Raw genomic sequence first — 12,747 nt, forward strand, 5'->3', positions numbered from 1 at the left:
CGATCGGTGATACCCCTGAGAGTGACCCTGATTCGCCAGGGTTAATGAACCGTGATTCAATAATCGCATGGCGAGACCCCGCACCATCACCGACGAGCGACTGCTGGAAGCGGCGGGGGCCGTGATCGGCATGGTCGGCCCGGGTTTCACGCTGGCCCAGGTGGCGGCGGAGGCCGGTGTCGCGGTCGGCACCGTCGCCCAGCGATTCGGCTCGAAGAACGGTCTTCTGCTGGCGTTGAGCCGGGCGAACACGCGATCCGTCGTGGAACGGATGCGGGAATGCGGCGAGCTGGCCGATCCGGTGGAGGCGCTGCGCGCGGCGGTCGTCGTGGTCTACGAGGGCTTGGGCGACGCGGAGACGGCGGCGAACCATCTCGGGCAGCTGGGTGTGGACATCGGTGACCCGGAACTGCGTGCCCTGCTCGGTGAACATTTCACCGCCGTGGAAGCGGAATTACGGCGGCTGGCGCGCGTCGCGGCGCGTGAGCTGCCGGGTGCGCCGGGTGTCGTCCGTGCGGCGCGCGTGTTGCTGGGGGTGGCGAACGGGGCCGCGCTGGACTGGTCGATCCGGCCGAAGGGCCGGATCACCGAACGGATGGGGCAAGACGTGGACGCGGTGCTGACCGCGTGGAAGGGAGTGTCCTGAATGGACCGGAAAGTGGCCGTGGTCGCGGGGGCGACACGGGGATGTGGCCGCGCGATCGCGGTGGAGCTGGGCAGGCTCGGCTGGACGGTGTTCGTCACCGGCCGTACGACCCGAGACCACCAGTCGCCGATGAAGCGTTCGGAGACGATCGAGGACACCGCCGAGCTCGTCGACGCGGCGGGTGGGTGGGGCATCCCCGTCCGGACCGACTTCACCGTGGTGTCCGATGTGGACGCGTTGAAGCGGCGGATCGAGTCCGAAGTGGACGGCCGGATCGACGTACTGGTCGACGACGTCTGGGGCGGCGACCAGTACGCGGACTTCGAGGGGGCGTACTGGGACTCCAGCCTCGACGACGCGCTCACCCTGGTGCACAACGCGATCGACACGCATCTGATCGCGTTGCACCGGCTCCTCCCGCTGGTGGTGAAACGGGAGGGTGGCCTCGTCATCGAGGTCACCGACGGCGACCACGACGAGTACGTCGGCGCGGGGATCCCGTACTTCCTCGCGAAATGCGGCATCCGCGCGATCGGCAGGGCGCTCGGCGCCGAACTGAAGAAGTACGACTGCGTCGGCATGACCGTCACGCCGGGTTTCCTGCGGTCGGAGGCGATGCTCGACCACTTCGGGGTCACCGAGGAGACCTGGCGTGACGCGGTGGGCAAGTCCGCTCCGGTCGACTTCGCCATCTCGGAGACCCCGGCGCTGCTCGGGCGTGGTGTCGCGAAGCTGGCGACCGACCCGGAGGTCTCGCGGTTCGCGGGCAAGACGCTCGCGTCGTGGACGTTGATGAACGAGTACGGCCTGACCGACGTCGACGGCTCACGCCCCGACTTCGGCAAGTGGATGGCCGAAGTCCGGGACGCGGGCAAGGATCCGGAGACCGCGGAGCACGCACTGTACCGCTGAGACCGTGCTGGCCGGGGGCTACTTCTTCCCGGCCAGCACGTCCAGGTAGTGCTGGTTGAACATGACGCCGAGGACGTTGCCGAACGGGTCGACGACGGCCGCGGTCACGAAGCCCGGCCCGCGCTCGATGATCGGCTCGTACTCCTTCGCGCCCTTCTCGAGCAGCTTCGTGAAGGCGTCCTCGACGTTGTCGACGGCCCAGTTCGCGATGGCGCCACCGGGGCCGGGCTGGGCCATCGACGGCCGGAAGTCGCCGCGGACCAGGCCGAACTCGTGCTGGTAGTCGCCGATCCGGAACTCGGCGTACGCCGGCGTCCCGTCGGGACCGTTGCGGACGAAGTACGGCTCGATCCCGAAGAGATCGGAGTACCACTCGATCGCGGCGGTCATGTCGTCGGCGTAGAACGTGGTGGTGGTGAGACCTCGCAGCATTTCCTTCTCCTCAAGTAGTGGCTCTGAAGACAAGGATCCACCGCAAAGTGCTCACCGAATGACCACTTTTCCGAATCTTCGGACGCGAGTTCGGTCAGGGGCCGGCCGCGTCTCGGGTACCCACCGCCGGACGACACGCGGCTGCGTACGCGTGCCGTCCCTCCAGTCACGCGTGTCGTCCGTCTGATCACGCGTGTCGTCCACCCGCACGCGAAATTCCAGTCTCAGGTGACTCCGGGACGCGCCAGCCCGGTCTCGTAGGCGAGCACCACGGCCTGCACCCGGTCACGCAGATCCAGCTTCGACAGGATCCGCCCGACGTGCGTCTTCACCGTCGCCTCGGACAGGAACAGCGTCTCGGCGATCTCCAGATTCGAGAGGCCCTTCGCGATCAGCACGAGCACCTCCCGCTCCCGTTCGGTGAGGACGTCGAGCTCGGCCGCGTCCCGCAGGGGCTTCCCGCCGCCGCCGACGAACCGGTCGAGCAGCCGCCTCGTCACCGACGGCGAGACCACGGCGTCGCCCGAAGCGACCGCCCGCAGCGCCGACACCAGGTGATCCGGCTGCGTGTCCTTCAGCAGGAACCCGCTCGCCCCGCCCTGCAACGCCGAATAGACGTACTCGTCCAGGTCGAACGTCGTCATCACGAGCACCCGCGCCGTCCCGGCCTCGACGATCCGCTTCGTCGCCTCGACCCCGTCCAGCACCGGCATCCGGACGTCCATCAGCACGACGTCGGGCCGCAGTTCCTCCGCCAGGCGGATGGCCTGCGCCCCGTCGCCCGCTTCGCCGACGACATCGATGTCGGCCTGCGCGCCCAGGACCATCCGGAACCCGACGCGCATCAATTCCTGGTCGTCGACGACCACCACCCGTATCACGTCGCCAACCTAACCGGGAGCCTCGCGTGCACCTGCCACCCTCCACCGGGGGCGGGCCCGACCTCCAGCGTGCCGCCGAAGACGTTCGCCCGTTCCCTCATTCCGATCAATCCGTTCCCACCGGGGACGGTGAGTCTTCGAGGCGGCGCGGCATGTTTGGCCGCCGCGGGCACCAGCTGGTTCGCGCGGCCGGCGCCGTCGTCGGTGACCTTGACGTCGATCACGTCAGCCTCCCGCCGCACCAGGACCTCGGCCTGCGCGCCCTGGCCGGCGTGTTTCAGCGTGTTCGTCAGCGACTCCTGCACGATCCGGTACACGCCGAGGGACACCCCGGCGGGCAGCCCGGCGAGCACGTCCGAACCGATCGCGAGCGTCACCGGCACCCCCGCCTGGCGGATCCGGTCCGCCAAGTCGGTCAGCGCGCTGGCGTCCGGCTGCGGCACGCGCGGCTCGTCGTCGCCGTCGCTGCGGAGCACGTCCAGCAGCCGCCGCAACTCGGCGAGCGCGCCGCGGCCGGTCTCCGAAATCGTCTGCAAGGCCCGTTTCGCCATCTCGGGATTCCCGTCGACCGCGTAGGACGCGCCGTCGGCCTGCACGACCATCACGCTCACCGCGTGCGCGACGACGTCGTGCAGCTCACGGGCGATACGTCCGCGTTCTTCGCCGACGGCGATCCTGGTCGCCTGGTCCCGTTCCGTTTCAAGTAGATGCAACCTGGCTTCCACCTCCTCGTGATAGGCGCGCCTCGCGCCGGCGAACTCGCCGAGCGTCCAGCACAGTGCGCTGGAGAAGATGCCGATGATCGCCAGCACCCACACGTCCTCCGGCGGATCGACCCAAAGCTGGATCCCCGAGGTGACGAGCGTCGCCACGAGATACAGCAGCCCCTGTTTGCGGCCGACGTAGACCAGTACCGAGTAGATGCTGATCATCACGGCGAAAGCGCTGGCGGCGCCCAGTTCCAGCGCACCGTGCGGGATGCCGATCAGCAGCACCAGGTACGCCGACCACAGCGTCGCCTTCCGCCGGAAGACCAGCGGGGCGACCATCGCGATGTCCAGCGGCACGGTCACGTACCACGGCGGCATCGGGACTTCCGGCGTTTCGGTCGCCGCCACATAGACCAGCAGGTCGGTCAGCAGCAGGACGACGGCGATGAGACTGTCCCCCGCCATGGGGTGGGCACGCATCCAGAGGCTCAACCGTCGCACCTGGTAACACTATGTCGGCCGGTGCCGCTCGCGCGTCGGTCGCCGGTACCACCTTCGGTGCGACCCGAGGATGAGCGGCATGGCACGATTCCCCTCGGTGTGCTCGACGACTGGGAGGGGTGGGCACCGTGACCTCAGCGACGGAGCAGGGCCGTCTGGCCGGCCCGCTGTCGATGTCGGTGGCGAACCTCTGCCACCGCCTCCAGCCCCAGGTGTCCGCGCGGACCGCGGCCGGTTTCGCCGAGGTGTTGCGGCGTTTGGGCGGCCCGTTGCAGGTCGCCGTCGCGGGCCGGATCAAATCGGGGAAGTCCACCCTGGTCAACGCCCTGATCGGGCGCCGGGTCGCGCCGACCGACGTCGGCGAGTGCACCCGGCTGGTGACCAGGTTTCAGTACGGCACGGTCGACCGGGTCGAGATCGTCTTCACCGACGGCCGCAAACAGGTGCTGCCCTTCTCCGCCGACGGGATGATCCCGGCCGAACTGGGCATCGACATCGACAAGGTCTCGCATATCGAGGCGTACCTCACCAACGCGGTCCTGCAGGGCATGACCGTCATCGACACCCCGGGGCTGGGCTCGCTCGACGCCGCTTCGGTGTCGCGGACCGAGGAGCTGCTGGGCGCGGCGAAGCACCGTAAGCCCGAAGACGGTGACGAGGACGACGAAGGCTCCGACGACCTGGACGACACCTCGCGCAACGCCGTCGCGGGCGCCGAAGCCGTGCTCTACGTGGTCACCCAGGGCGTGCGCGCCGACGACCAGCAGGCGCTCGCCGCGTTCACCGCCGCGACCGCGAGCCGCGAGGCGGGCCCGGTCAACGCGATCGCGGTGCTCAACAAGGCGGACACCATCGCGCCGGAGTCGGTCGAAGGCTCCGGCGGCGACGTGTGGAAGGCCGCGACGCTGCTCTCGGAGAAGCAGGCCGCGACGCTGAAGCCCCGCGTCGCGGACGTGCTGCCGGTGATCGGGCTGATCGCGGAGTCGGCCGAGTCCGGCGGGTTCACCTCGCCCGACGCCGAAGCGCTGCGCCAGCTGGCCGAGATGGACGACGACATCCTCGAGACCATGCTGATCTCGGCGGACATCTTCACCAGCTGGGAATGCGACGTCGCGGCGGGCACGCGGCTGCGGCTGCTGGAGAAACTGGACCTGTTCGGCGTCCGGTACGCCGTCGAGGCGATCCGCAAGGACCCCGAGATCACCGCGGGCTCGCTGCGGCGGAAGCTGCTCGACGCCTCCGGGCTCGAAGCCGTCCGCCAGCGGCTGAGCATCGTCTTCGCCGCCCGCGCCGACGGCATCAAGGCGGCGGCCGCGCTGGCGTCGGTCACCGCGCTGGCCCACGCGTCCGGTGACCCGGCCGAACGGCAGCGCGTCCACGACGCGATCGAGGTCCTGCTCGCCAAGCCCGAGGCGCACCAGCTGCGGCTGCTCGAAGCGCTCACGCTGGTCGCGTCCGGCGCCGTCGACATGCCCGAGGACCTGTCCGAGGAGGTCCTGCGGGTCGGCAGCAACGCCGACATCGGCGCCCAGCTCGGCAAGCCGGGCGCTCCGCGCGCCGAGCTGGCGGCCCACGCCCTGGAGCGCGCCGGCTGGTGGCGCTCCTTCGCGTCCTTCGGCGCGACGCCCGCGCAGAGCCGCGTCGCGCACGTCGTGCACCGGGCGTACTTCCTCATCTGGCAGCAGATCCGCGACTGACCCCTACCGCAATTAGTCACCTACTTGCCCGAGCGAGCTCACGCGCACGTATGCGGTCTGGGGCAAGTAGGTGACTAATTGCGTGGGATTGATAAACCGAGCGCTCGGTCTAATAATGAGCGCATGGAAACGATCGTCGACGAGCCCCAGTGGCTGCGCACGGCCTCCTGGGTCGGCTGTCCGCTGGCGGGCGCCGCGCTGGGCTGGTTCCTCCAGTCGATTTCGGGCTGGGTGGCGTCCCTGAGCTGGGTCCCGTTCAAGGGCCCCTTCCAGCTCGTCTCGGATATGCCGCGGCCATGGGGCATGGTCACCGGGATCGGCGTCGGCCTGGCCCTCGGCCTGTTCTTCGCCGCGGTCTGGGCGCACGAGCGGTTGATCGTCAAGGTGACGCCGACCCGCATCACGCTGACCACCAAGGGCCGCAGTCGCGCGTACGAAGCGCGGCTTGAGGCCGTCTTCTTCGACGGCAAGGAGCTGGTCCTGCTCGCCGCGGACGGCCGGGAACTGGTGCGGCAGAAGGGCGACGTCGACCGCAAAGCCGTCGCCAAGGCCTTTCTCGACCACGGCTACCCGTGGCAGGACGAGCCGCCGGCGGTGAAATGAGGACGGTCGACCCGGCCAAGCACGAGGCGAAACGCCGCGCCATTCTCGACGCCGCCGCGGGCTGCTTCGCGATGAAGGGCTTCGAGAAGACGACGACGGCGGAGATCTGCCGTGCCGCGGGGATCAGCACCGGCAACCTGTTCCACTACTTCCCCAACAAGCGCGCGGTGTTCGTCGGCATCTTCGAGCAGGACGCCGACGAGACCGCGGCCATGCTCGCGGCCGCCGAAGAGATCGAGGATCCGGGGGAAGCCATCCTCCAGGTCATCACGCACGTGTCGGAACAGCTTCTGCACCCGGTCATCGCCAAACTCGTCCTCGAGGTCGCCGCGCAGTGTTCCCGCGACGCCGAGCTGGCCAGGCTCATCCAGGGCAACGACCGCGCACTGCGCGACGGACTCGTCGGCCTGGTGACGCGGGCGGTGGACGCGGGCCGGATCGATCCCGGTTTCGAGCCGAAGACGGTGGCTAGCTGGCTCGTCGCCTTGGTCGACGCGCCGCTTTCCCGGGTGATTCTGGAGCCCGACCTCGATCCGGCGGCGGAACTCGCGGTGATGAAGGAGCTGATCGTCAGATTCCTCCGTCCCGTTCTGCCGATTTCGCCCCCGGACGGCGGGCTCGTGGCCGACACTGGTGAAATCTCCCCGGGCTGATCGGTAGGCCCGGGACACCAGTTACGGGGGTCGATTCGGGTGGGTGCCTGGCTGCGCAAGAAGGCGGTCGAAGACGTGAATCCGGACGACGTGCCGACCGGTCAGATCTCCGCGGCGATCATCGCCGAAGCGGACGGGGAGACTTCGCCGTCCGAGGGAACCGAGGCCGTCGATGCCGCGTCGAAGACCGATGTGGAGTCCACGACCACGGGTCCGGCCGACCTCGAACAGGCTCTCGCCGACAGGCAGGCGCTGATCCAGCTGTGCCTGTACGCCCTCGATCGTGCCCGCAGCGGCGGCGTCGTCGAGCGGCTCGAACACGGTCTCGCCGGGATCGGCGTCCGTGCCCTGCGCCCGGACGGCGAGCGGTTCGACCCCGCCGTGCACGAGGCGGGCGGCGCGGTCGCGACCGAGGACCCGGCGCTCGAAGGGCTCGTCGCGGAGACCGAGGTGGTCGGTTTCGCCGATCACGAGCGGGTCCTGCGCGCGCCGATCGTCATCGTCTACGCGAAGAAGGCCCAGTGACGGCTCCGAGCGCGGCGGCCAACCTTCCGGCGGTCGTGAAGAGCACGCGCGAACAACTGCTCACCGTCGTCCGCGAAGCCGATCCTCAGGCCGCGAAATGGGTCGAGGAAATCCGGAAGGCGCGGCCGAAGAAGCCGTCGGTCGTGGTGGTCGGTGAGACCAACCGCGGCAAGAGCTCGCTGGTGAACGCGCTCCTGTCCATGCCGGGACTGTCCCCTGTGGACGCCGACGTGGCCACGGCGACCTACCTCGTCTTCGAGCACGGCGAGCAGTGGTCCGCGCAGGCCTGCTATCCGGGCCAGCTGGCGCCGGTGCCGATCAACCTCAACGAGCTGATCCACTGGGTTTCGGCCGCGCACGAACTGCCGGAAGGACAGATCCCGCCGCGTTACGTCGAGGTCTCGGGTCCGGTCCCGCTGCTCGACCGAGTGTCTATTGTGGACACTCCGGGAGTCGGCGGGCTCGATTCGATGCACGGTGAACTGGCGAAGGAGGCCGCCGCCGGCGCCACCGCGCTGCTGTTCGTCGTGGACTCGTCGTCGCCGTTCACCGCGCAGGAGCTGCACTTCCTGCACGACATGGGCGAACGTGTCGAGACCGTGCTGTTCGCGCTCACCAAGACCGACCAGTTCCGCGGCTGGCGCGAGGTCCTCGAAGCCGACCGGCGGCTGCTCGCCGAGCACGCCCCCCGGTTCGCCGACGCGGTGTTCCACCCGGTTTCCGCGCGCATGTTCGAGACGGCGGCCAAGGCCCCGAACGAGCAGATGGCCACGATGCTGCGCGAGAAGGCCGGGATCGCCGCGCTGCAGGGCGCGTTGCAGGAGATGCTGGTCGGCCGCTCGGCGATGCTGGGCGAGGCCAACACTCTGCGCGCGCTGTCGAGCGCGCTCGGCGAACTCAAGGCGAAGCTTCAGGCGGAAAGCCGGGCGCTGTCCGCCGGTGAGGCCGAGGCCGAACAGCTCCGCCAGCGCCGTGACGACCTGACCACCGAACGCCGGTCTTCGACGCGGGGCTGGCAGCTGAAACTGCGCGCGGAGATCCAGCGGACGCGCGTCGAGGTCGGGCACGAGACCAGCAGGCAGATGCGCGACGCGTCGACGCATTTCCGTCAGCTGATCGACGGCGCGAAACGGGACGCTCTCGCCGCGCTGCCCCAGCAGGTCGACATCGCGTTGCAGACGACGTCGCAGCGGATCTCGATGCTGCTCTCCCAGCGGCTCAACCAGGTCACCAACGTCGCGCTTTCGGAGCTGTTCTCCCCCGAAGAGCTCGAAATCATCCGCGGCCAGTTCGCCAGGGCGGGCGGCCCGCCGGTCGTGCTGCGGCCGCCGGACAAGAAACCGCCGACGGCCGAGGACAAACTGCTCATCTTCATGGGGGTTTCCGGCGGTCTCGGCGCCGGGAAGGTCGCCGCGCTTCCGCTGGCGGGGGTCGCGATCCTGAACCCGGTGATCCTGCCCGCCACGATCATCATCGGCCTCGGCGCCGGCTGGTGGATGGCGCGGACCCGCAAACACGCGTCGGACAAGCAGCATATGAAGCAGTGGCTGGTCGAGGCGATCGCCGACGCGCGGTCCACGCTCGACCAGCTCGTCGCGGAGCAGCTGATCGAGGCCGAACAACAGCTGTCGATGGCGCTCGACGAAGCCCTCGGCCGCCGCATCGACGCGATCGAGGCGGAGCTGAAGGAAGTCGACAAGACGATCAAGATGGGCGCGCAGGAACGGGCGAAGAAGATCTCGGTCGTCGCGAAGCGCCTGAAGGACGTCTCGGACGGCCGAGACCGCGCCGAGGCACTGCTCGGTCGCATTCGGTCACTGCGCGACAATCAGGCGTGACCTTTCCTCAGCAGCCGCAGCAGCCGCCGTACGGACAGCAGTTCCCGCAGCCGGGTCCAGCGCAGAACCCGTTCCCGCCGCTGCCGCCCCAGAAGGGGTTGCCCGCGAAGCTCCAGCGGCTGAGCGAAATGGCCCGTGACCCGAAGGGCCGCAAGAAGCTGATCCTGCGGGTGCTCCTAGCCATCGTGGCGGTGGTGATCCTCATCGTCGGCGTGATCTTCCTCGTCGGCGTGGTGATCGCTCCGGCGATCGACCACCTGACGAACTGATCCCGCTCTCGGCGGCTCGGGCGGGTGGTCCTGTTGTGGACCGGAACCGAACCGGCCTACGGTGAGTCATAAGCTTCGACACACCAGCAGGTCAACGAGGGGGTTATCCCATGTGGGTCGACGAGAGCGGCGGCACGGACACCGAGTCGGGTTCCACCGAAGCGGTCACCGTCCACGTTGACGGCGAGGAGTACCAGGCCGAGCTCAACTACGACCTCGATAAGGACGGCGTCAACGACGCCGCGGTCATCCAGCACGAGGACGGCACCGGCCAGGCGTTCGTCGACACCGACGGCGACGGCGAGGCCGACCAGTACGCGGTGCTCGACGCGAACGGCAAGGTCGTCCAGGAGGCCGTCTACGACGAGGCCTCCGGCGCCTGGGTCGAGGCCGGTGGCGGCGGCAACGACGACGGTTCCGACGCGGGCACCAGCGGCACCATGCACGCCGACATGCCCAGTGGTGACGTCGAGGTCGGCCCGCCCACCATCGACACGGACGGTGACGGGACCCCCGATACCGCCGTCATCCAGACGGAGGATGGCCGCACGATCGCCTTCACCGACAAGGACGGCGACGGCAGCGCCGACATCGCGGTGGAGACCGACGCTTCCGGCAACTCCAAGACCTACGAGCACACCGGGCCCGGCCAGTGGACCGAGGTCGGCAGCGGGGTGGTCAACAACGACATCGGCGCGGCCTTCGCGAGCGTCCCGGCGACCGAAGGGGACCCGGCGGGCGACGCGGCGTGGGGTGGCGCGGGCACCGAAACACTCGAAGGAGTGGCGAAGATCGATTCCGCCACCGGGCAGTGGATCAGTCCTAACTGATTCCTCAAATGGCCTGGACCAATACCAGAATGGTCCAGGCCAATTCGAAGCCCCTATTCCTGTAATCCTGGTCACAGAACAGCCCGGTACGGCACCTCGTACCGGGCTTTCTCGTGTCCGATTCGTCCTCCGCGCGCCTCGCGCCTGTGCCATCGATCACCGGAAGAATTTCTGCGTATGGCCCATTCCGGTGATACTGAATCGATTCCCTTATCGTTCTTGTGAGAGAACCGACAGGTCAGCTCTCGGTTACCTGCCGGTCATCCGGCTACTCTCGGGGAATCCCAAAACCTGCACACCGGCTTTCCCGCCGGTGTGCGAAGCCATTCGGTCGCCGGCATCGAAGCCCGCATCGGAACAGCGTCGTTCCCGGTGTGGGCTTCTGCCGTCGGAAGTCAGGAGTAGAGATGACCGCAGTCGCCATCCCTGGACTGGAAAATGCGCCGACGACGCACAGTGGCGTGCTGTCCTGGGTCCGGGAGGTCGCCGAACTGACCACTCCGGACCGCGTGGTGTGGGTCGACGGGTCCGACGAAGAGGCCGCGCGCATCAACGCCGAGCTGGTCTCCGCCGGCACGTTCGTGCAGCTCGACGCGAAGCCCAACTCGTACTGGGCGGCTTCCGACCCGAATGACGTCGCCCGTGTCGAAGAGCGCACCTTCATCTGTTCGGAGAACGAAGCCGACGCCGGTCCCACCAACAACTGGATGGACCCGGCCGAGATGAAGGCCACGATGACCGAGCTGTACCGCGGATGCATGCGCGGTCGCACGATGTACGTGATCCCCTTCTGCATGGGCCCCCTCGGAGCCGAGGACCCCAAGCTCGGCATCGAGATCACCGACTTCGCCTACGTCGTCGCCTCCATGCGCGTGATGACCCGCGCCGGCAAGGCCGCGCTGGACAAGTTCGTCACCGAGGACGGCACCGAGCGCGAGTTCGTCCCCGCCCTGCACTCCGTCGGCGCGCCGCTGGAGCCGGGCCAGGAAGACGTCTCGTGGCCGTGCAACACCACCAAGTACATCTCGCACTTCCCCGAGACCCGCGAGATCTGGAGCTACGGCTCCGGCTACGGCGGAAACTCGCTGCTGGGCAAGAAGTGCTACTCGCTGCGCATCGGCTCGGTCATCGCCCGCGACGAGGGCTGGCTGGCCGAGCACATGCTGATCCTCAAGCTGATCTCGCCCGAGGACAAGGTCCACTACGTCGCGGCGGCGTTCCCGAGCGCCTGCGGCAAGACCAACCTCGCGATGCTGCAGCCGACCATCCCCGGCTGGCGCGCCGAGACCCTCGGTGACGACATCGCGTGGATGCGGTTCGGCGAGGACGGCCGCCTGTACGCGGTGAACCCGGAGTTCGGTTTCTTCGGCGTCGCCCCGGGCACCGACTGGCACACCAACCCCAACGCGATGCGCACCATCGAAAAGGGCAACACGGTCTACACGAACGTCGCGCTCACCGACGACGGCGACGTCTGGTGGGAGGGCATGGGCGAGAAGCCCGCGCACGCCACCTCCTGGAAGAAGCAGGACTGGACGCCGGAGTCGGAAGAGAAGGCCGCGCACCCGAACTCGCGCTACTGCACGCCGATGTCGCAGTGCCCCATCCTCGCGCCCGAGTGGGACGACCCGCAGGGCGTGCCGATCTCGGCGATCCTGTTCGGCGGCCGCCGCAAGACCACGGTCCCGCTGGTGAACGAGGCCCGCGACTGGCAGCACGGCGTGTTCATGGGCGCCACCATGTCGTCGGAGACCACCGCGGCCGCCGCCGGCGCGGTCGGCAACGTGCGCCGCGACCCGATGGCCATGCTGCCGTTCCTCGGCTACCACGCCGGTGACTACTTCAAGCACTGGCTGGACCTCGGCAAGAACGCCGACGCGAACAAGCTGCCGAAGATCTTCTACGTCAACTGGTTCCGCCGTGGCGACGACGGCCGTTTCCTGTGGCCGGGCTTCGGCGAGAACTCGCGGATCCTGAAGTGGGTCATCGACCGCGTCGAGGGCAAGGGCAACGCGAACGAGACCCCGGTCGGTTTCGTGCCGAACGCCGAGGACCTCGACACCGAGGGCCTCAAGGAGCCGCTGGCCGACATCCAGGCCGCGCTCGACGTCTCCGCCGAGGAGTGGCGCCAGGAACTGCCGCTCATCGAGGAGTGGTTCGAGAAGATCGGTGACAAGGTCCCGGCTTCTCTGCGTGACGAGCTGGACGCGCTGAAGCAGCGCCTCGGCTGATCGCCTGAACGGCGGAGAA

Annotated in this window: 13 protein-coding genes; 10 read left to right on the plus strand and 3 right to left on the minus strand. The window is 68.6% G+C overall.

Annotation, left to right across the window (positions count from 1 at the left end; translation table 11 throughout):
* Positions 1–67 precede the first annotated feature (67 nt).
* Positions 68–646 carry a TetR/AcrR family transcriptional regulator gene (locus tag BLW75_RS25005; RefSeq protein WP_034314251.1) on the plus strand — a complete coding sequence of 193 codons (579 nt, stop codon included), beginning with the start codon at positions 68–70 and terminating at the stop codon, positions 644–646.
* Positions 647–1,558, plus strand: coding sequence for an SDR family NAD(P)-dependent oxidoreductase (locus BLW75_RS25010; RefSeq protein WP_034314248.1), 912 nt, complete (start codon positions 647–649; stop codon positions 1,556–1,558). It begins immediately after the preceding gene.
* An 18-nt stretch (positions 1,559–1,576) separates the two neighbouring features.
* Here the strand turns inward: BLW75_RS25010 and BLW75_RS25015 are convergent, their stop codons facing one another.
* From BLW75_RS25015 to BLW75_RS25025, 3 genes are all read right to left on the minus strand, one after another.
* Entirely contained in the window at positions 1,577–1,990 is a 414-nt protein-coding gene (locus BLW75_RS25015) for a VOC family protein (RefSeq protein WP_034314245.1), read from the minus strand.
* Between the two features lie 224 nt (positions 1,991–2,214).
* Positions 2,215–2,871: a response regulator gene (locus BLW75_RS25020; protein WP_034314242.1), complete on the minus strand. Its 657-nt coding sequence runs from the start codon at positions 2,869–2,871 to the stop codon at positions 2,215–2,217.
* Positions 2,868–4,061 carry a sensor histidine kinase gene (locus BLW75_RS25025; RefSeq protein WP_422108475.1) on the minus strand — a complete coding sequence of 398 codons (1,194 nt, stop codon included), beginning with the start codon at positions 4,059–4,061 and terminating at the stop codon, positions 2,868–2,870. The genes BLW75_RS25020 and BLW75_RS25025 overlap by 4 nt, the downstream gene beginning before the upstream one ends.
* Positions 4,062–4,255: 194 nt before the next feature.
* Here BLW75_RS25025 and BLW75_RS25030 point away from each other — a divergent pair, with 194 nt between their 5' ends.
* The 8 genes from BLW75_RS25030 (at position 4,256) to BLW75_RS25065 (ending at position 12,728) form a co-directional block, all read left to right on the plus strand.
* Complete coding sequence (locus BLW75_RS25030; protein ID WP_091599927.1) at positions 4,256–5,779, plus strand: dynamin family protein; 1,524 nt, start codon at positions 4,256–4,258, stop codon at positions 5,777–5,779.
* A gap of 123 nt (positions 5,780–5,902) precedes the next feature.
* Positions 5,903–6,382, plus strand: coding sequence for a YqeB family protein (locus tag BLW75_RS25035; RefSeq protein ID WP_034314237.1), 480 nt, complete (start codon positions 5,903–5,905; stop codon positions 6,380–6,382).
* Positions 6,379–7,035, plus strand: a complete 657-nt coding sequence (locus BLW75_RS25040) for a TetR/AcrR family transcriptional regulator (protein ID WP_034314235.1) — start codon at positions 6,379–6,381, stop codon at positions 7,033–7,035. The genes BLW75_RS25035 and BLW75_RS25040 overlap by 4 nt, the downstream gene beginning before the upstream one ends.
* Positions 7,036–7,074: 39 nt before the next feature.
* Positions 7,075–7,560: a nucleotide exchange factor GrpE gene (gene grpE / locus BLW75_RS25045; protein ID WP_034314234.1), complete on the plus strand. Its 486-nt coding sequence runs from the start codon at positions 7,075–7,077 to the stop codon at positions 7,558–7,560.
* Positions 7,557–9,398: a dynamin family protein gene (locus BLW75_RS25050; RefSeq protein ID WP_034314232.1), complete on the plus strand. Its 1,842-nt coding sequence runs from the start codon at positions 7,557–7,559 to the stop codon at positions 9,396–9,398. The genes grpE and BLW75_RS25050 overlap by 4 nt, the downstream gene beginning before the upstream one ends.
* Positions 9,395–9,667, plus strand: a complete 273-nt coding sequence (locus BLW75_RS25055; RefSeq protein WP_034314229.1) for a hypothetical protein — start codon at positions 9,395–9,397, stop codon at positions 9,665–9,667. Before BLW75_RS25050 ends, BLW75_RS25055 begins: the two co-directional genes overlap by 4 nt.
* Before the next feature lie 110 nt (positions 9,668–9,777).
* Entirely contained in the window at positions 9,778–10,497 is a 720-nt protein-coding gene (locus BLW75_RS25060; protein ID WP_034314227.1) for a DUF6802 family protein, read from the plus strand.
* A 407-nt stretch (positions 10,498–10,904) separates the two neighbouring features.
* Positions 10,905–12,728, plus strand: a complete 1,824-nt coding sequence (locus tag BLW75_RS25065) for a phosphoenolpyruvate carboxykinase (GTP) (RefSeq protein WP_034314224.1) — start codon at positions 10,905–10,907, stop codon at positions 12,726–12,728.
* Positions 12,729–12,747 lie beyond the last annotated feature (19 nt).

The organism is Amycolatopsis lurida (genome assembly GCF_900105055.1).
GTDB lineage: Bacteria > Actinomycetota > Actinomycetes > Mycobacteriales > Pseudonocardiaceae > Amycolatopsis > Amycolatopsis lurida.

Coding starts and splice junctions, on each gene's coding strand:
- BLW75_RS25005 (WP_034314251.1), top strand. CDS start 68: ATGGCGAGACCCCGCACCATCACCGACGAGCGACTGCTGGAAGCGGCG.
- BLW75_RS25010 (WP_034314248.1), top strand. CDS start 647: ATGGACCGGAAAGTGGCCGTGGTCGCGGGGGCGACACGGGGATGTGGC.
- BLW75_RS25015 (WP_034314245.1), bottom strand. CDS start 1,990: ATGCTGCGAGGTCTCACCACCACCACGTTCTACGCCGACGACATGACC.
- BLW75_RS25025 (WP_422108475.1), bottom strand. CDS start 4,061: ATGCGTGCCCACCCCATGGCGGGGGACAGTCTCATCGCCGTCGTCCTG.
- BLW75_RS25030 (WP_091599927.1), top strand. CDS start 4,256: ATGTCGGTGGCGAACCTCTGCCACCGCCTCCAGCCCCAGGTGTCCGCG.
- BLW75_RS25035 (WP_034314237.1), top strand. CDS start 5,903: ATGGAAACGATCGTCGACGAGCCCCAGTGGCTGCGCACGGCCTCCTGG.
- BLW75_RS25040 (WP_034314235.1), top strand. CDS start 6,379: ATGAGGACGGTCGACCCGGCCAAGCACGAGGCGAAACGCCGCGCCATT.
- BLW75_RS25060 (WP_034314227.1), top strand. CDS start 9,778: ATGTGGGTCGACGAGAGCGGCGGCACGGACACCGAGTCGGGTTCCACC.
- BLW75_RS25065 (WP_034314224.1), top strand. CDS start 10,905: ATGACCGCAGTCGCCATCCCTGGACTGGAAAATGCGCCGACGACGCAC.